Genomic DNA, 18,113 nt, shown 5'->3' on the forward strand with positions numbered 1-18,113 from the left:
CGGGGATTGGACGAAGACGCGAATCCATAATAAAGGGGAGCAACAATCATGCATTCGTTAAACGAGCTGAAACTCGCCGTGATCGGTCTGGGCTATGTGGGATTGCCGCTCGCGGTGGAGTTCAGCAAGCATCGCCCGGTAGTGGGTTTCGATATCAACGGTGCCCGCATCTCGGCGTTGCGTGAAGGACGGGACGTCACACTCGAAGTCTGCAACGAAGAGCTGGCCGCCGCCACGGGCATGACGTTCACGTCGGACGCGCAAGAGCTGAAAGCCTGCAACGTGTACATCGCAACCGTTCCCACGCCGATCGACGACTACAAGCGTCCCGATCTCAGGCCCTTGATCGGCGCCAGCGAGACCATCGGCAGCGTGCTGAAAAAGAACGACGTGGTCATTTATGAATCGACCGTCTATCCGGGGGCGACGGAAGAGGAGTGCGTGCCGGTTCTCGAGCGCGTTTCCGGGTTGAAATTCAACGTGGATTTCTTTGTCGGCTACAGTCCGGAGCGCATCAATCCTGGCGACAAGGCGCACCGCGTGACGGATATCCGCAAAGTCACGTCGGGATCGACACCGGAAACCGCCGAACTCGTCGATCAGCTGTATCGCGAGATCATCGTCGCGGGCACGCACAAGGCGAGCAGCATTCGCGTGGCGGAGGCGGCCAAGGTCATCGAGAACACGCAGCGCGACGTCAACATCGCGCTGATCAACGAACTGTCGATCATCTTCAACAAGATGGGAATCGACACGGAGTCGGTCTTGCAGGCAGCCGGAACCAAATGGAACTTCCTGCCGTTCAGACCGGGTCTGGTGGGCGGGCATTGCATCGGCGTCGATCCGTATTATCTGACGCACAAGGCGCAGGCGATCGGCTATCACCCGGAGATCATCCTCGCCGGGCGGCGCCTGAACGACAGCATGGGCGGGTATGTCGCGTCGCAGCTCGTGAAGGCGTTGACCAAGCGGCAGATCGGCGTCGCCGGTGCCCGCGTGCTGATCATGGGTCTGACCTTCAAGGAGAATTGTCCCGACCTGCGCAACACCAAGGTCGTCGACATCGTTGCCGAGTTGCGGGAGTATGGCGTCGAAGTCGATGTCTACGACCCGTGGGTCTCGAAAGAAGACGCCCGTCGCGAACACAACCTGGACCCGATCGAGCATCCTGCCAAAGGTGTTTACGACGCGACGATCGTGGCCGTCGCGCACCGCCGGTTCCTTGAACTGGGCGCGGAAGCCATTCGCGTCTTCGGCAAGCCCGAGCATGTGTTGTACGACCTGAAATACCTGCTGCCTCCCGAGGCCAGCGATCTGCGTCTCTAACCAATGCCAGATGCCACGCACATCGCACGCAACGCCATCACGACGTGATGGCTTCCTCATCTGATCCGGAGGCATGATGCCCGATCGTTACGACACAATACGGCAACAACTCGCCGGGCGCCCACAGCAGTGGCTGATTACCGGCGTGGCCGGTTTCATCGGCTCGAATCTGCTGGAGGCGCTGCTCAAGCTCGATCAGACCGTGGTCGGACTCGACAATTTTTCCACCGGCTACCAGCGCAATCTCGACGAAGTACGTTCCGTTGTTTCGCCGGAGCAATGGAAGCGCTTCAGATTCATCGAAGGCGATATCCGCCGTCTGGAAGATTGCGTGAGCGCGGTTCATGGCGTCGATCACGTGCTGCATGAGGCGGCGCTGGGTTCGGTTCCGCGTTCGGTGGTCGATCCGATCGCGACCCACGAAGTGAACATCAGCGGCTTCCTCAACATGCTGGTGGCCGCGCGCGACGCGCAAGTGTCGAGCTTCACGTATGCCGCGTCGAGTTCGACGTATGGCGACCATCCCGGCTTGCCGAAAGTCGAAGACCAGATCGGCCAGCCGCTTTCGCCGTACGCCGTCACCAAGTACGCCAATGAACTGTACGCGTCGGTGTTTGCTCGTGCGTACGGCTTCAAGACGATCGGCCTGCGTTACTTCAACGCATTCGGAAAGCGCCAGGATCCGGACGGCGCGTATGCCGCGGTCATTCCCAAATGGACAGCGGCGCTGATTGCCGGCGACGACGTCCTGATCAATGGCGACGGCGAAACCAGCCGGGACTTCTGCTTTGTCGACAACGTGGTGCAGGCGAACATCCTCGCGGCGATGTCGGACGAGGCGGCGAGGAACGAGGTGTACAACGTCGCCGTCGGCGATCGCACAACCTTGATCCAGCTCTACGACGGCTTGCGGTCCGTGCTCACCGACAACGGCGTGCGTTGCGACAAGCGCCCGGTGTTCGGCCCGTTTCGCGCCGGCGATGTCAGGCATTCACAGGCCAATGTCGACAAGGCGGAGCGGCTTTTGGGCTATGAAAACAGGATCCCCTTCGTCGAAGGCTTGTCCAGAGCGATGCCCTGGTACATCGAATTCGTATCGAAACGGTAATGCCTTCAGTCGCCCAAGCTCACCGCCGCACTCGGCATGACAGGTTCATGCTGAACGCGTCGATTCTTTTAAGGCGGTAACGTCAATGTCTCAGATCGCAGGTTGGCGAAACCGTCTCGCGCAGATTCATCCCGACCATAGCCGGATTGCGCGCAGTGCGATCTGGGTTTCCATGTTCGCGCTCATCGGCAAGTCGGCGGGCGCGCTCAAGGAAATGTCGATCGCGTATCGCTATGGCATCAGCAACGTCGTCGATGCCTATCAGCTCACGCTCACGCTGATCACCTGGTTGCCGGCTACGTTTGTCGCTGTGCTGAGCGTCGTGCTCGTGCCGGCGCTGGTCGAACTGCGCTCGAGGCCCAAACAGGAGCAAGCGAAGTTTCTCGGCGAACTCGACGTGATGGCGATTGTCGTCGGCATGGCGTTCGCGGTCCTTCTCTATTTCTCCTGGCCGTATGCGCTCGACCTGATGGCGCGCAACCTCTCGGAAGAGACCCGCGTGATGTCGCGCCGGATGATGCTCGGCATGGCGCCGGTCGGCATCGTCATGCTGACGATCTGCGTCTATGCCGCACGCCTCCAGGCACGCGAAAAGCACGTCAACACGCTGCTGGAGTGTGTGCCGGCGCTCGTGTTGCTGGGCTTCGTGCTGGCCTGGCACGACGCAAGCTCGCCGGCGCCGCTGATCTGGGGCAGCACGCTCGGGTTCATTCTCCAGGCGGTGCTATTGGGCGTCCTCTCCGGGCGTGCCGACCAGATCCGCGCGCGGCTCAGCTTCTCTCTCAGCTCGCCGCAGTGGCCGCACATGTACCGCGCGGTCGGTGTGTTCATGATCGGCCAGCTCGTCATGAGTCTGGCCACGCCGCTGGATCAGTATTTCGTGGCCGGTCTCGGCGACGGCAACATCGCGACGCTCGGCTATGCAAGCCGCGTGCTCGGCCTGCTGGTCAGCATGGGCGCGGTGGCGATCAGCAGGGCGACCTTGCCGGTTTTATCGGAGCTGTTGAGTGCAGGAGATAACGTTCGGGCCCGAAGCATCGCGCTAAAGTGGTCGCTGTTCATGCTGGCGATGAGCGGCGTGGTGGTGGTGGTGGCGTGGCTTCTCGCGCCGTTCGTCGTGAAGTTGCTGTTTCAGCGCGGCGCCTTTAGCGCGGCGGATACGGTAGCGGTGTCCAGCCTGTTCCGCTGGGGATTGATTCAGATTCCTTTCTATTTTTCGGTGCTGGTGCTGGTGCAGCTTTTCGCAAGCCAGGGTCGCTTTAAAGCCATGGCCGCCATAGCGGCCGTGAACTTCGCTGTAAAGGCAGTTGCAAATTTCTTCCTGATTCGATGGTTTGGTATCACGGGGGTCGTTCTTGCAACCGGCGTCATGGGCGCCAGTTCGTTCGTGTGCTATCTGTCTCTCACGCTGTCACACGGATCATTAGAGAATAAAAAGGCAGGTCCGCTATGAAGATTCTGCTGTTCATCCATTCACTGCATTACGGCGGCGCGGAACGCGTGGCCATGAACCTGTCGAGCGAATGGGCGGCACAAGGTCACGAAGTCTGTGTCGTGACGCTGACTTCCACCGCGAGCGACTTTTATTCGCTGCACGACTCGGTCAAGCGTGTGACGCTCGATCTCGCGGGCGCCACTAGCGGCCTCGCGGGCGCGGTCTTCGCGAATGCGAGCCGGATGCTGGCATTGCGGCGTGTGCTCAAACAGGTGCGCCCGGACGTGGTGCTCGGTATCGAGACGAGGCCCTCGATTCTTGCGATCCTGGCTGGCTTCGGCTTGCCATGCAAGGTGATCGCGACCGAGCACATTCATCCGCCGATGCTGTTCGAAGGCAGATTCTGGGAATGCCTGCGCCGCTGGACTTACCCGTTCGCGGACAAGGTGGTCGCGTTGACGGAGAAAAGCAAGGTATGGCTGCAGGAACACTGCCATTGCAAAAGCGTCACCGTCATTCCGAATTCGATCTCGCTGCCGATTCCTGTCGTGGAACCTCTCGTGTCGCCGCAGACGGTGGTAGGCGCGCAGCGTCGCGTATTGCTCGCGGCGGGACGGATGGCCGAACAGAAGGGCTTCGATATCCTGATCGATTCCTTCGGCCGGATCGCGAGCGATTTTCCGGCGTGGGATCTCGTCATTCTCGGCGACGGCGATGACCGGCGCGCACTCACTGCACAAGTAGCAGCGGCGGGATTGGCGAACCGCGTGCTGCTGCCGGGTCAGGTCGGCAATATGCCTGACTGGTACGAGCGTGCCGACCTTTACGTTCTGAGTTCGCGCTTCGAAGGCTTCTCGATGACGATCGTCGAGGCGATGGCGAGCGGCTGCGCGGTGGTCAGCTTCGACTGCGACGCCGGCCCTGGCGACATCATCACGCACGGCCACGACGGCCTGCTGGTTCGCGAGGTCGGCGACCCGCAGGCACTCGCCAATGCCTTGTCGATCTTGATGAAGGATGACGAGACCCGGGCACTGATGGCATCGCGAGCGCGTGCTGTCGTCGAGCGGTTCTCGGTGGCGAGAGTCTTCTCCCTGTGGCGCGACGTGTTCACGCAAACCGGCGCGAGACCTTCAGGGCTCGTCGATCGTCCTTCCGTGCGGGTGACGGAATGAGTACCGGGCGCGCTGCATTCCATCAACCCTGTGGACCGAATCCGGACCGTTCATGAATATCGTCCTGTTCATTAGCGCGATGCAGGATGGCGGTGCCGAGAGCGTCGCCGCAACGCTTGTCAACGCCTGGGTCGAGCGCGGCGATTCGGTCACGCTCGTCGCCACGTATTCCGGGCGCAGCGCCTGCAATTACCCCGTTTCGCCCGGCGTTAAGTTCGTCTATCTGGCTGACCTGGTGACGCGGCGCGGCCGGGGACCGCTCGCCTATATCGAACGCATGAGGGCGTTGCGCGCGCTCATGCGCGAGAGCAAGGCGGATGTGATCGTATCGTTTCTGACCAACGTGAATGTCACGACGATTCTCGCATCGCGAGGGCTCGGCATTCCCATCATCGTGAGCGAGCACACGAATCCACTTGCCGATAACCGTTCGTTGCTATGGCGGCTGCTGTGCCGGTTCGTCTATCCGAAGGCCGATCTGCTGACGCTGTTGACCGACGACGTGGTCGCGCCGTTCAGAAAAGTCGTGCCGGGCATGAAGGACATCGCGGTAATGCCCAACCCATTGCCCGATGGACTGTTCCTGCAGCAACGGCAACCGGCCACCGCGCGCAAGCGCGTCATTTCGCTGGGACGGCTGAACAGGACAAAGCAGTTCGATTTGCTGATCCGCGCCTTTGCACTGCTCGCGGACGAGTGGCCTGACTGGGACTTGTGGATCTGGGGAGAAGGACCGGAGCGCGCGGCGCTGGAGGCGCAGATCGCGCAACTGCGCATGGGCGAGCGGATCTTCCTGCCGGGACGGACGCTGACGCCGTGGAGCGAACTGGCCAAGGGCCAGGTCTTTGCGATGTCGTCGAGTCATGAAGGCTTGCCCATGGCGCTGATGGAAGGCATGGCGATCGGACTGCCGGTTGTGTCTTTCGACTGTCCTAGCGGACCGAGGCAATTGACACGCAACGGCGAGGACGGCCTGCTCATTCCGCCAGGCGACGCGAACTCCATGGCTGCCGCGCTGCGCCGGCTGATTTCGGACGACCCGCTGCGCGCCGAGCTGGGCAGAAAGGCCGCCATGTCGGTACGGGAGCGCTATTCGTTGAAGGCGGTATTGCATATCTGGGACCAGTTGTTCGAACGGGTTGGGGCACGTGCGAAGGCTGCCGAGTCGACGCACTGAATAAACCCGGCGGCCTGGTTGCGGTCGTGACCTGCCGTATTTACATACAGCTCAGAGATTCAGGAGCGGACATGAACGGACGTAAAGTAGTTCTCTTTGCCAATACCGACTGGTATCTCTACAACTTCCGCCTCTCGCTGGCGCAGAGACTGCGGCAAGACGGATATGACGTGGTCCTGCTGTCGCCGCCGGGAGAATTCGGACCGAAGCTGCAGGCACTCGGGTTTAGCTGGCACGCGGTGCCGATGAATCGCCGCAGCCTCAATCCGTTGCGGGAAGTGGGCGTGCTCGCATGGCTCGTCCGGTTTCTGCGCCGTGAAAAGCCCGACCTGGTCCACGGCTTCACGATCAAGAGCGCGGTGTACGGCTCGCTCGCGAGCAAGCTGGCCGGCGTGCCCGCGCGAATCAACGCTGTGGCGGGCATGGGCTACGTCTTCACGAGCCGGGATTTGAAAGCTCGCATGCTGCGGCCTATCGTGCGCCAACTGATGCGGTCCGCTCTTAACGGCCGGCGCAATGCGCTGATTCTGCAAAATCCCGACGACGTCGCGATTTTCAAACGCGCGAAAATTGTCGACGACCGGTCGATACAGCTCATTAAAGGCTCCGGCGTGAACTGTTCGCGGTTCTCGGCCCGGCCGGAGACCTATGAGGACGCCCAGGCTCCATTGCGGGTCGTACTGGCTGCTCGCCTGTTGTGGGACAAGGGAATTGCCGAGTACGTCGAGGCGGCTCGCGCACTGCGAGATGAAAACCGCACGGTGCGCTTTCTTCTTGCCGGCTCCCCCGACGACGGCAATCCCGCCTCCGTCCCCCGCGAGCTAGTAGAAGGCTGGGCTAACGACGGGCTTCTCACGTGGCTGGGACACGTCAGCGATATGCCGAAGCTGCTGTCCGAAGTGGACGTCGTTGTGCTGCCGAGTTATCGGGAAGGCTTGCCCAAGACGCTGATCGAGGCGGCCGCGTGCGCGTTGCCGCTGATCACCACCGATGTCCCGGGCTGCCGTGAAGTCGTCAGCGGTACGGGAGACGATGGCTTGCTCATTCCGGTGCGCGATGCCGCGGCGCTGGCCAATGCGATTCGCCTGCTCGACGACGATCGCAAGCTTTGCCGGAAACTCGGGCTTGCGGCTCAAGCCAAAGCGTTGAGTGAATTCGACGAATCGATCGTAATCAGCAAGACGCTGCGGGTTTATAGCGAATTGCTGGACCCGGCGCCTCGCGACGTCGTCGTGGCGAGTCAGCGCGAGCGGCAGATTTAACGGTGTCAGCGAAACATCCTGAAGGAGATTGAGTGGCCATGGTCGTTCCGAAATTCATATTGCGCTTCGATGACATCACTCCGGAAATGGCCTGGTCGCGCTTCGATCCGTTCGATGAGCTTTCCATGGATCAGGACCTGCCGTTGCTCGTCGGCGTCGTGCCGAACTGTCTCGATCAGACGCTCGTCGTCGAGCCGGCGAGAGACGCGTTCTGGGATACGGTGCGCGGTTGGGTCGATCGCGGCTGGAGCATCGCGCAGCACGGCTACACCCACCAGTACGTTACCGAGCATCCCGGGCTGTTGCGTCTGGGCAGCAAATCGGAGCTGGCCGGTCTCTCCTACGAGGAGCAGTTCGCCAAGCTGCAGGCGGGAAAGACGATTCTTCAGCGAGAGGGCGTCTGGCAGCCGGTATTCATGGCGCCCTCCCACTCGTTCGATGAAGCGACGCTCCGCGCGCTGGCCGATCTCGACTTCAAATATTTGACGGACGGCAGCGGCGTCTATCCGTACAAATTCGGCGCTCTCACGGCGGTGCCGCAGTTGTTCGCAACGCCGCTGCATTTTGGTTTCGGCGTGTATTCCATCTGCCTGCATGTCAATACGCTCGGCGAGGCCGAGATCGACAGGATTGTCGGCTTCGTGAAGAAGAACCGCTCGCGGTTCATCTCCTTTGAAGAAGCCGCGAGCGTCAGAACTCCTGTCCCGGGCGTCGCGATGGCGATGCGCTTTTTAACCTCTACCCCGTTGCGCGCAATGCGCCGCTTGAGGGGCTGAATTCTTTACGGGGTGCACGGTGCGCAACAGCCGGAGAGCGGTAAATGCATTTCTCCTCAGCAGCCTGGTGGGTGCGATCACGCGACCTCTCGCCGCGGTGGCCGACGTCGTGACCAAAAAGCATGCCGCGCCCGACGAGGTCATCGATCGATCGTTCGGTGTCGCGGCGGACGGCAAGACGAATGACCGCGCCGCGCTTCAGAAGGCGGTCGATAATTCGATCGGCAAGACGCTGGTGATTACGGGCCCTTGCCGGATCGACGCGGAAGGGCTGCACATGCGCAACAACAGCCGCGTGCGCTTCGCTCCCGGCGCCTCGATCAAACTCCTTCCGCATGACACCCAAAACTACGAGGTCATCCGTGTCTGGGACGTGCGCCACGTGGTGCTGGAAAATCCTCGCGTCGACGGCAGTAAAGAGCTGAACACCGTGAAGGGCGGAGAGTGGGGCATGGGCATATCCATTGCGGGAAGCACCGATATAACGATATTGTCGCCCAGCACGATCAACTGTTGGGGAGACGGCATCTATATCGCCAACAGCTTCGGCAACGGTCTGCCCTATTCGAGCGACATCCGGGTAATGAATCACTATGCGTCCGGCTGTCGTCGGCAAGGTGTTTCGATTATCAGCGGCAAGAATATTCTGTTCGACAGTCCGGTGTGGGAAAACATAGCCGGCACGCTTCCTTCCGCCGGACTGGATATCGAGCCGAACGCGAACACGGACGTCGTGGAAAACATCCGCATTGTGAATCCGACCACACGGCACTGCCAGTTCGGCATTCTGGTCTATCTTGAAGCACTGCCGGGAAGCCGGGAAAAGAACGTCAGCGTCGTGATCAGCGGACACAAGGACGAAGACAGCAGGGAAGCGGCCTTCAGCGTATCCGGATTGAAGATGAAAGGCAGCGTGGTCACCGGCTATATCACGAGCAATTCGCCAACGTGGATTCGTCCGAGGCGAGATGCTTTTGTCAGCGCCGACTATGACCGTGCGGGACCCAGGATCGATATCACGAATCCCACCATCGTCCGGTAGCCGCTCGCAAGGGTCGTGGCGCTTAACGCGTCACGCCTTTTGCGCGTAGCAATGTCGCGTACATGTCCCGATACTGTTGCCAGCACACCGTAATCGAAAAAGATTCGACGATCCGCTCGCGTGCCAGCCTTCCCAGTGTCTTGCGCTGCTCCAGACTCAACGTCGCCATCTGCTCGAGCGCGTCCGACAAACTGACGGGATCGCGCGGTGGAACAACCAGACCGGTGTCGCCGACCAGCTGGCCGGTATCGCCCACGTCCGTGACCACGCACGGAACGCTGCAAGCCATCGCTTCGCCCACGACCGTGGGCAAACCTTCTGTTCGGGACGAGAGGCACAGCATGTCGAACGCCGGCATGATTCGATGCAGGTCGTTGCGGGCGCCCAGCAAGTGGCAGACGCCTGTCAGGCCAAGCTCGTTCATCGTGCGTGCGAGCGCTTTGTTGTTGGCATCGACGTCTTTACCGACCATGACGAAATGGCATTCCGGCACGCGCTGGTGAAGCATCGCGGCCGCACGCAGAAAGTTATCGTAGTCTTTGGCGGGATTGGAGCGTCCTACGATTCCGATCAGTATGGAACCCGGCGGCAGGCCGAGCTCATTCAGCAGTGCGGTCCTTGCGGTGGCGTCCGGCACGAACTTGCGAACATCGAAGCCGTTATGGATCACGCGCATCTTCGTGCGCTCGTAGCCGTACTCAACGTGAGTTCGGAACGACGCGTTGGCACAGCAAATGACCGAATCCGGCAAACGGTTGGAGGTCGCCGCGCCCATCCGGGCAAGCGTATTCAGAACGCGCCCGACTTTGGCCGTGGGCACTTCGGTTCGATGGATGCCCCAGACGAGCACGAAGCGGTGGCGCTGCCTGCTGAGCCGAAACATGAGCCGCGCCAGCAACACTGCCACGCCGCCGAAAATGTCCGCGTGATACATCCACGTCTGGACGACATCGGGGCGCGCTTCGACGATCCACCTGGCCAGTCGAATCAGGAGCAGTGGATTCGGAACACCGGGCCGCATTCCCAGAAACCTGACCTCCGCGCCGGCTGCGCGCAGACGGTCCGCCATCTTGTCGATGGCGGACAGGGAAATGATGACATGCGTACCGCCGGCGGTGCGGGACTCCGAAACCAGGTTCAGAAGCAAGGTTTCGGCGCCGCCCACTCCGAGTCCCGAAATAATATGGACAATTTTCATTTTGTTTGCACGGTACGGCATTCGGTGACGTAGAACCGCTGCTATTCAATCAGATCAATCTGAGCCGCTTGTTTTTAACGGACTCGATATCCGTAATCACGAAAGGACAATGGAAGGCTAAGTGATCGAGCCGCCGCCATACCGTTCGGCATCGAACACAGGCCAGGACAATTGCCCCTGCTTATGCCCGAATGCGATTTATTGTTTATACGAGTCTACGGACCCGAGCTTCGGCATCGATGCAAATCTTATGTGCCGTTCCGCTCGTAAGGTCCAATCAAAAGCTGATAGCGTGCAGGGGCGTAAGGAAAAGTTAGTTTCAAGGCCGTTCAACGGGCAGATGGCAATACCGATCACCGGGCACGGTCCGCTGAACGGCGAGTGCCGAAAGCACGTCTGAGAGGCAAGAAAATCAACGCACCTCCTCCGGTTTGCGCGGCACCGGCAAGCTGACGGGCAAGAGAGGGATGAAAGTGGCACAACAACTCAACTCGAAGTTCCAGATCCATTCAATCGGCTACCGGTGGCTGCGGCCTTCCATGCTTGGATTCCTGGCGCTGTCGGCGTTCATTCTCCTGAAGATCGCCCTCGGCGATCGGAGCATGCTGCTCGATCAGGACAATTACGTTGCGTACTTCAGGGACGCCGATCCGCTCTGGATCGTCCATCTCTGGTCCAGCAGCCAGTCGGTCGTGCTTTTCATCGTGAAGACCATCACGGATGAGCTCGGCTGGCGGCTGTGGGTGCTAGGCCTCGATTCACTTGGCCTCTCACCGGACGTCGCGGTCCGCGTGACGGTTGTCGTGCTGAACGTGCTCATGGCGCTTGCTCTTAGCCGGACGCGCCGGCCCCTTCTCGGCCTGCTGTTGTGGGCGCTGATTCCCACCGGCCTCGCGACGGTCGGGTTATTCCAGATCCGCCAGGGCTTCGCCCTCTCGATCGCCATGTACTTCGCGATGTGCCGGCAGCAACCCGTTCGAGGCGCGCTGCTCGCGAGTATCGTTCACACCACCTTTGCGTATCCGGCCTTGTTCCTGATTCTCGCGCACTTTCTCATGAGGCGAAGCAAGGCGCTGGCGATCGTGGGCGTGGTCGGCGCGGCGCTCGCGATGTCGCTGGCGTCGGCTTGGCTGTTCGCCAGGTTCGGCGGCCGCCGGCTCGAGGAATACACGCAGCAGGAAGAATTCACCGTGAACTTCCTGATCTCGCTCGCTCTGTATCTGATCGTACCGGTGCTCGTGATCGTGCTGCGTCGAAAGCATATCGAGCACGTCGTGCGCGAAATGGTCGTCCATGAGATCGCGATCATGCATATCGGGCTGATCATGTTCCTGATCATCTCCTTCTTCGTCTATCCATTCGGGACTCAGCGCATTGTCTACTATGGACCGCTGCTGTTGGCCTTCATGCTGCCGGAGATCCGTATCAAGAATTCGCTGATCCTGTGGATCGTCGCTTTTATCCTGGCTATTTTGACTTACGACATTCACAAGAATTATCTGCTGGACACTTATAAGTACTTTCTCTGAGCGGTTCTCCGCTAGCCGCCAGGTAATGCTTGCCGGTGCAAAGCGCGCTCCTGTGGGCAGCGCGAGTAAAAGCGGGCAATGGTCATTTCATACACATATTCCGATGCGCCGGTAAGCTGAACCGGCGTATGCCATGGCACATCGTATTAACGCTGATTTGTCGGCTCATAAAATGATCGTGTCCGGGTTGTGTTGGGAATGCCACAGAGGAAAGATTCAAAGTGAGAGACGGTGTGCATCACTAACCTTGTCCTAAGCATGCGTTTTTAAAGCGACAAGAAAATAAAAATTCCTCCGTTTATGTTGGAGACCGAGATGTTAAATCTTGCGTTTGGCTTTGTTGTCTCATTCCTTGTTATCTTTTTTATCGTGCGAAGTTCGGGGCTGCACGGGTCGCTGACGATGGACCACGACTTGCGCGGCATTCAGAAGAACCACGCCTATGCGGTGCCAAGAATCGGTGGAGTTGGAATTGCCTGCGCCGCCACTGTCATTCCGCTCATCCAGCCGCTGTGGGCGACCGCCCCTGGCACGGGCCAACTGGTGCTCCTGTTGTGCGCCGTACCGGTGTTCGCAGGCGGCGTGATCGAGGACATGACCAAGCGCGTGAGCCCGCGAGTGCGGCTGCTGTGCGCGCTCGCTTCGGCGCTCGCGGCCTGCCTGCTGATGCACGCGACGCTCACGCGGGTGGATTTGCCGCTCGTCGATCAGTGGCTGCGCATTGTGCCGATCGGGATCGGCTTCACGATGCTCGGCGTGGCCGGGCTGACGAACGCGGTCAATATCATCGATGGCTTCAACGGACTCGCCTCGGTGGTGACCATGCTGATCTTCGCCTCGATCGGCTACGTGGCCCACAGCGTCAACGACTGGCTTGTCATGAGCATGGCACTGACCATGATCGGAGCGATCGGCGGCTTTGTGCTCTGGAATTTTCCGGTGCCTTCCGTCTTCCTTGGCGACGGCGGAGCTTATTTCATCGGGTTCATCATGGCGGAGCTGCTGGTGCTGCTGATCGTGCGCAACCCGAGCGTGTCGGCGTGGTACGCAATGGCCGTCGCAATCTATCCGACCTTCGAGACGCTCTTTTCCATCTATCGCCGCAGGATCGTGCGCGGAAGGCCGGCGGGCGCTCCGGACGGACTTCATCTGCATACGCTCGTGTATCGGCGTGTGGTGCGCAAGGGTATCGATGGTGGCAATCTGCGCCGGCGCGCGATGCGCAATTCCTGCACCTCGGTTTATCTGTGGGTGCTGAGCCTCGTCAGCATCGTGCCGGCTACGTTCTTCTGGGACACGCCTATCGCGCTCGCCGGGGCAACCATCGCCTTCGTTACGATCTACGTTCACATCTATGTGGCGATCGTACGCATCAGGACGCCGCGCTGGCTGGTGATCACGGGGCACGCACCGGTCGTCGCGCCGCGTGGCGCGGAGGAGCCTCGCCACTGACCTGGCGCTGCGATTTCCAATCATTTACGCAGGTAGTGTGTGAGGACGTACGTTGCGGGAACGGAACCCGATGCACCATATGAACATACAAAGGCACGGGGACAAGCCTTGAAAACCGCGGCGAGGATCCGGGAAAAGACGGACCTTGCAGGTAACGCCTCATAGGACCACGAGAAAACAAAATGAACCACGGATACGAAACATCGCTAGTCAAGCGAGTGGTCAACCAGGTGGTGACCGGCATCATCAACGGGGATTTCGATGGCGACATGCTTCCTCCGCAGGTCATCCTCTCGAAGAAGCTCGGCGTGAGCCGCTCGATCATGCGCGAAGCGATCAGCATCCTGATTTCGCGCCGGATTCTCGATGTCAGGCCCAAGACGGGCACGCGCGTCAAGCCGGCTAAAGACTGGCTCATCATCGATCATGAGGTTGCCGAGTGGCGGCTTCGCGCCACGCCCGATCCCGAGTATCTGCACGGGCTGATCGAATTCCGCAAGCTCGTCGACCCTCGCGCGGCTGCGTTCGCGGCCACCCGGGCGAGCCGGCACCAGCGCATCGCCATCGCCGCCATGTATCAGAATCTGCAGCAGGCGAGCGGGGATCCCGTCGCGCGCAAGGCCGCCGAAGACGCGTTGCAGGTGGCGATCATCGACGCAAGCGGCGACGCGTTGCTCTGCCAGATGGGCCACATCGTCAGGATGGGGCTGACGGCCATGCAGCCGGTCTTCCGCATGCAAGCACTCGCATACGAGGCGCGGGTCGCCGACTACGGCAAGGTCGTGCGTGCGATCGAAGTCGGAGATGCGGACGGCGCCAAGGCGGCGATGATGCAACTCATCACCCATAGCGCGGACCAGTTGCTTGCGGAAACGGTTTGAGGTGAGTGCCGGCCGCCGTCGGTGTCGGGAGGGGACGATTTAATTCGGATGCCTATAAAGAAGAAGGATGCGCGAAGCAACGGACTGCTTTAGCGCAACAGAAGAAACTTTATGAAGTCCACGCGATATCCCAACACGGTTGAGTCGCGCAACGGACTAAACCATCGGAGGGGAATATGTGTGGAATCGTGGCTGGGATTGCGGAACGCAACGTCGTTCCGGTATTGCTCGAAGGCTTGCGGCGGCTGGAATACCGCGGCTACGACTCCTGCGGCGTGGCCGTGCTGCGGGACGGCGCGCCACACCGCGTGCGCAGTCTGACGCGCGTCCGCTCTCTGGATCGCGAGGTCCGCGAGATGGGGCTCGAAGGCTGGACGGGCATCGCGCACACGCGCTGGGCGACGCACGGCGCGCCGGCGACCCAGAACGCGCATCCCATCTTCTCGCAGAACGAGATCGCAATCGTTCACAACGGTATCATTGAAAACTTCGAGGCGCTGAAAGTCACGCTGAGCGGCGCGGGCTATGAATTCGCCAGCCAGACTGACACGGAAGTGATCGCTCATCTGATTCACAGTTACTACCAGGGCGATCTGGCGGAAGCCGTGCGTCGCGCCGTGAGCGAGCTGCGTGGCGCCTATGCCATCGCGGTCTTCTGCAAATCCGAGCCGGAGCGCGTGGTGGGGGCGCGGTATGGTTCGCCGCTCGTGATCGGGATAAACGGCAAGGAATCGTTTCTTGCGTCAGACCCGCTCGCGCTTTCCGACGTCACCGACCGGTTCATCTTTTTGCAGGACGGCGACATCGCCGATCTGTCGCACAACGGTACCCGGGTCATGAACCGCGACGGCCAGCCGGTCGTGCGCGAGGCGCGCACTTTGCTCCATCCGCCCACCGAGGCGGCGCTCGGACCGTACCGTCATTTCATGCAGAAGGAAATTTTCGAGCAGCCGCTGGCTGTGTCCAAAACATTCCCCCGCAACAGCGCGTTCGACGCCACGCTCTTCGGCGCCACTGACCCGCAGGCGTTCGCGCAGATCGACCGCATCCTGCTGCTCGGCTGCGGCACGAGCCACTATTCCGCGTTGACCGCCAAGGCGTGGTTCGAGTCGATCGCGAAGATTCCCACGCAGGTCGAGATTTCCAGCGAATACCGCTACCGCGAAACGATCCCGGGCAAGAACACGCTCGTAGTGCCGATTTCGCAATCGGGCGAGACCGCCGACACGCTCGGCGCCCTGATGCATGCGCAATCGCTCGGTCAGGACCACACGCTTGCGATCTGCAACGTGGCGACGAGCGCGATCGTGCGGCAGTCGCGCTGGTCGTTCATTACGCAAGCCGGTCCCGAGATCGGTGTCGCGTCGACCAAGGCGTTTACCACGCAACTCGTGGCGCTGTTTGTTCTCGCGGTGACGCTCGGCCGCGCACGCGGGTACGTCGATGCACAGCAGGAAGCGAGCTACCGCTCGCAGCTCTCGGGCCTCTCCACGGCACTGCAGGGCGTGCTGGCGCGCGAACCGCAAATCATCGCGTGGGCACACGAGATCGCGCGCACGGATAGCGCGATCTTCCTCGGCCGCGGATCGCACTTCCCGATCGCGCTGGAAGGCGCGTTAAAGCTCAAGGAGATTTCGTACATTCACGCCGAGGGCTATCCCGCCGGCGAACTGAAGCACGGACCGCTTGCGCTCGTGACCGATGCGATGCCGGTCGTCGTGACCGCGCCGAACGACGGCTTGCTGGAGAAGCTGAAGTCGAACATTCAGGAGGTTCGCGCCCGCAGGGGCCAGGTGTACGTCTTCGCCGATGCCGATGCGAATCTGTCGAACGAGGAAGGGTTGCGCGTCATTCAGATGCCCGAGTACTACGGGGCGTTGTCGCCGATCCTGCACGTGCTGCCTTTGCAACTGCTCGCGTATCACACGGCGTGCACGCGCGGGACCGACGTCGACAAGCCGCGCAACCTCGCGAAATCGGTGACGGTGGAATGAAGCGCGGGGCACGTTGCATATCGATCCATCAAGACAATCAGTGATGAACACGATAAAGGTTGGGGTTCTCGTCGACGACGTCGCGTTGCCGGCCTGGGTGAATCACATGCTCGGACTGATTGCCGCCGAGCAGGGAATGGAGATCGCCCTGGTCGTCAAATATGCGTACCAACGGCGGCCGGCGAGGAAAACCGCTTCGCAGGCCGGTCCGTGGCCCTTGTCGCTGTGGATGGCGCTAGACAAGCGGCTCGTTAAGGTTGGGCACGACGCATTCAGGACCGAGTCGTTGACTCCGGCGCTGGCGGAAGTGCCGACCTTGAATGTCGAGGTGGAGAGCAAGGAATGCGGGGATCATTTCGATCCTCGCGACCTCGCGAAAATCGCCGCGCACGGCATCACCGTATTCCTGCGGCTGGGCCCGTTGCGGCCGTGCGGCGAGATCTTCGATACGGCCTCTTGCGGCATCTGGTCGTATCGGCATGGCGATGAAGTAGTCGAACGTGATGGACCCGTCGGCGTGTGGGACATTCTTCTGGACCGCACAACGACGGCATCCGCCTTGCAGTTTCAGACCCGGGCAGGCGAACGCCCGCACACGCTGCAAAGATCATGGTCGATGACCTATCCTGTGTCGATTCACAGGAATCGCAGCCACTGCTACTGGAAGACGCTTTCTTTCGCGCCGCGAAAGTTGCGCGAGCTGAGGGAGATCGGCGAAGACAAATTCAGGCTGAAATACACGCAGGCTGATGCGCCACCGGCGTTCTATTCCGGAGAGAAAATCGCCGAACCGACCAGCGGCGCTTACGGCAAGTTCATTGGCCAGTTGATGGCGAGAACCGTCGCAAAGAAGGCAAGCGGGTTGCGCAAGTTCGAACAGTGGATGCTGCTGTACCACTTCGGCGAGAACGATCACCTCCCTGAGCGTCTTTTCGAATTCAAGCAACTGCTGCCGCCCAAGGACCGCTTCTGGGCAGACCCCTTCGTGGTCGAAAGAAATGGCGAGTATGCGGTCTTTATCGAAGAACTCGAATATTCGAAGAACAGGGGGCATCTCTCGGTTATCCGTTTCGATGCAAACGACCAGCCGATCCTGCCTCCCGTGAAAATTCTGGAGCGGCCTTATCACCTGTCTTATCCATTCATGCTGGAGGAAGACGGCGAACTCTACATGATTCCTGAGACCAACGAGAGCAAGGCCATCGAGCTTTATCGGTGCACGCGGTTCCCGGATCAATGGGAACACGTCATGAACCTGATGGATGACGTTATGGCCGTGGACACGACGATCTGGCGTCACGACGGAAAATATTGGCTGTTCGCCTGCATGCGGGAAAACGAGCACGCACCGCTGTCCGACGAGTTGTTTCTGTTCTGGTCGGACACGCTGTTGAGCAAGGACTGGCATCCTCATCCCTGCAACCCGATCGTGTCGGATATCAGAACTGCTCGCCCCGCGGGGACCATCTTCGAACATCACGGGCAATGGTATCGGCCCGCGCAAGATTGCAGTGGTAAGTACGGGCGCGCGTTGTCGTTTCAGCGTATCGACGCGATCGACGAGACTACCTATAAGGAAACGCCGGCGAGCCGGATTGAAGCAAACTGGGACGCAAGCATAGATCGCGTGCACACGTTCAACCGGGTGGGGCGGTTGACCCTCATCGACGGGATGAAAAAGCGCGGTAAATAACGAATCACTTCCGTATCCGGCGCGCGGCGTCGGATCTTCCGGCGATCGTCTATCCGGGCAGATCC

At 60.5% G+C, this 18,113-nt stretch carries 14 protein-coding genes; 13 read left to right on the forward strand and 1 reads right to left on the reverse strand.

The window, feature by feature from the left end; genetic code table 11:
• Positions 1 to 48: 48 nt before the first annotated feature.
• The 8 genes from tviB (at position 49) to B0G75_RS05425 (ending at position 9,301) form a co-directional block, all read left to right on the forward strand.
• A complete protein-coding gene (gene tviB, locus B0G75_RS05390; RefSeq protein ID WP_106301437.1) occupies positions 49 to 1,326 on the forward strand; it encodes a Vi polysaccharide biosynthesis UDP-N-acetylglucosamine C-6 dehydrogenase TviB in 1,278 nt (425 codons plus the stop codon).
• 76 nt (positions 1,327 to 1,402) lie between these two features.
• Positions 1,403 to 2,434 (forward strand): SDR family oxidoreductase, encoded by a 1,032-nt coding sequence (locus tag B0G75_RS05395; RefSeq protein ID WP_106301930.1) that lies wholly within the window; start codon positions 1,403 to 1,405, stop codon positions 2,432 to 2,434.
• 85 nt (positions 2,435 to 2,519) lie between these two features.
• Complete coding sequence (gene murJ, locus B0G75_RS05400) at positions 2,520 to 3,887, forward strand: murein biosynthesis integral membrane protein MurJ (RefSeq protein ID WP_106301440.1); 1,368 nt, start codon at positions 2,520 to 2,522, stop codon at positions 3,885 to 3,887.
• Positions 3,884 to 5,044, forward strand: coding sequence for a glycosyltransferase family 4 protein (locus B0G75_RS05405; RefSeq protein WP_106301443.1), 1,161 nt, complete (start codon positions 3,884 to 3,886; stop codon positions 5,042 to 5,044). Before murJ ends, B0G75_RS05405 begins: the two co-directional genes overlap by 4 nt.
• Positions 5,045 to 5,096: 52 nt before the next feature.
• Positions 5,097 to 6,221, forward strand: coding sequence for a glycosyltransferase family 4 protein (locus B0G75_RS05410; RefSeq protein WP_106301446.1), 1,125 nt, complete (start codon positions 5,097 to 5,099; stop codon positions 6,219 to 6,221).
• A gap of 71 nt (positions 6,222 to 6,292) precedes the next feature.
• Complete coding sequence (locus B0G75_RS05415; RefSeq protein ID WP_106301449.1) at positions 6,293 to 7,483, forward strand: glycosyltransferase family 4 protein; 1,191 nt, start codon at positions 6,293 to 6,295, stop codon at positions 7,481 to 7,483.
• Between the two features lie 38 nt (positions 7,484 to 7,521).
• Positions 7,522 to 8,259, forward strand: a complete 738-nt coding sequence (locus tag B0G75_RS05420; RefSeq protein WP_106301452.1) for a DUF2334 domain-containing protein — start codon at positions 7,522 to 7,524, stop codon at positions 8,257 to 8,259.
• Positions 8,260 to 8,326: 67 nt separating this feature from the next.
• On the forward strand, positions 8,327 to 9,301 hold the full coding sequence (locus tag B0G75_RS05425; RefSeq protein ID WP_258194224.1) for a hypothetical protein: 975 nt from the start codon (positions 8,327 to 8,329) through the stop codon (positions 9,299 to 9,301).
• 22 nt (positions 9,302 to 9,323) lie between these two features.
• Here B0G75_RS05425 and B0G75_RS05430 read toward each other — a convergent pair whose 3' ends face one another.
• Positions 9,324 to 10,499, reverse strand: coding sequence for a glycosyltransferase (locus tag B0G75_RS05430; protein ID WP_106301933.1), 1,176 nt, complete (start codon positions 10,497 to 10,499; stop codon positions 9,324 to 9,326).
• 467 nt (positions 10,500 to 10,966) lie between these two features.
• Between B0G75_RS05430 and B0G75_RS05435 the strand changes: the two genes are divergently transcribed.
• The 5 genes from B0G75_RS05435 to B0G75_RS05455 all read left to right on the forward strand — a co-directional run bounded on the left by B0G75_RS05435 (position 10,967) and on the right by B0G75_RS05455 (position 18,048).
• Positions 10,967 to 12,028, forward strand: coding sequence for an EpsG family protein (locus B0G75_RS05435; protein ID WP_146142476.1), 1,062 nt, complete (start codon positions 10,967 to 10,969; stop codon positions 12,026 to 12,028).
• A gap of 315 nt (positions 12,029 to 12,343) precedes the next feature.
• Entirely contained in the window at positions 12,344 to 13,480 is a 1,137-nt protein-coding gene (locus tag B0G75_RS05440) for a glycosyltransferase (protein WP_106301461.1), read from the forward strand.
• A 182-nt stretch (positions 13,481 to 13,662) separates the two neighbouring features.
• Entirely contained in the window at positions 13,663 to 14,361 is a 699-nt protein-coding gene (locus B0G75_RS05445) for a FadR/GntR family transcriptional regulator (RefSeq protein WP_106301464.1), read from the forward strand.
• A gap of 176 nt (positions 14,362 to 14,537) precedes the next feature.
• On the forward strand, positions 14,538 to 16,355 hold the full coding sequence (gene glmS / locus B0G75_RS05450) for a glutamine--fructose-6-phosphate transaminase (isomerizing) (protein ID WP_106301467.1): 1,818 nt from the start codon (positions 14,538 to 14,540) through the stop codon (positions 16,353 to 16,355).
• Positions 16,356 to 16,398: 43 nt separating this feature from the next.
• Entirely contained in the window at positions 16,399 to 18,048 is a 1,650-nt protein-coding gene (locus B0G75_RS05455) for a hypothetical protein (protein WP_106301470.1), read from the forward strand.
• Positions 18,049 to 18,113: the final 65 nt, after the last annotated feature.

Source organism: Paraburkholderia sp. BL18I3N2, assembly GCF_003001875.1.
Taxonomy (GTDB): Bacteria; Pseudomonadota; Gammaproteobacteria; order Burkholderiales; family Burkholderiaceae; genus Paraburkholderia; species Paraburkholderia phytofirmans.

Excerpts from the sequence above, each read along its gene's own strand:
- B0G75_RS05415 (WP_106301449.1), top strand. The coding sequence starts at position 6,293 with ATGAACGGACGTAAAGTAGTTCTCTTTGCCAATACCGACTGGTATCTC.
- B0G75_RS05430 (WP_106301933.1), bottom strand. The coding sequence starts at position 10,499 with ATGAAAATTGTCCATATTATTTCGGGACTCGGAGTGGGCGGCGCCGAA.
- B0G75_RS05405 (WP_106301443.1), top strand. The coding sequence starts at position 3,884 with ATGAAGATTCTGCTGTTCATCCATTCACTGCATTACGGCGGCGCGGAA.
- tviB (WP_106301437.1), top strand. The coding sequence starts at position 49 with ATGCATTCGTTAAACGAGCTGAAACTCGCCGTGATCGGTCTGGGCTAT.
- B0G75_RS05420 (WP_106301452.1), top strand. The coding sequence starts at position 7,522 with ATGGTCGTTCCGAAATTCATATTGCGCTTCGATGACATCACTCCGGAA.
- B0G75_RS05440 (WP_106301461.1), top strand. The coding sequence starts at position 12,344 with ATGTTAAATCTTGCGTTTGGCTTTGTTGTCTCATTCCTTGTTATCTTT.
- murJ (WP_106301440.1), top strand. The coding sequence starts at position 2,520 with ATGTCTCAGATCGCAGGTTGGCGAAACCGTCTCGCGCAGATTCATCCC.
- B0G75_RS05395 (WP_106301930.1), top strand. The coding sequence starts at position 1,403 with ATGCCCGATCGTTACGACACAATACGGCAACAACTCGCCGGGCGCCCA.
- B0G75_RS05445 (WP_106301464.1), top strand. The coding sequence starts at position 13,663 with ATGAACCACGGATACGAAACATCGCTAGTCAAGCGAGTGGTCAACCAG.
- B0G75_RS05455 (WP_106301470.1), top strand. The coding sequence starts at position 16,399 with ATGAACACGATAAAGGTTGGGGTTCTCGTCGACGACGTCGCGTTGCCG.
- B0G75_RS05410 (WP_106301446.1), top strand. The coding sequence starts at position 5,097 with ATGAATATCGTCCTGTTCATTAGCGCGATGCAGGATGGCGGTGCCGAG.
- glmS (WP_106301467.1), top strand. The coding sequence starts at position 14,538 with ATGTGTGGAATCGTGGCTGGGATTGCGGAACGCAACGTCGTTCCGGTA.
- B0G75_RS05435 (WP_146142476.1), top strand. The coding sequence starts at position 10,967 with ATGAAAGTGGCACAACAACTCAACTCGAAGTTCCAGATCCATTCAATC.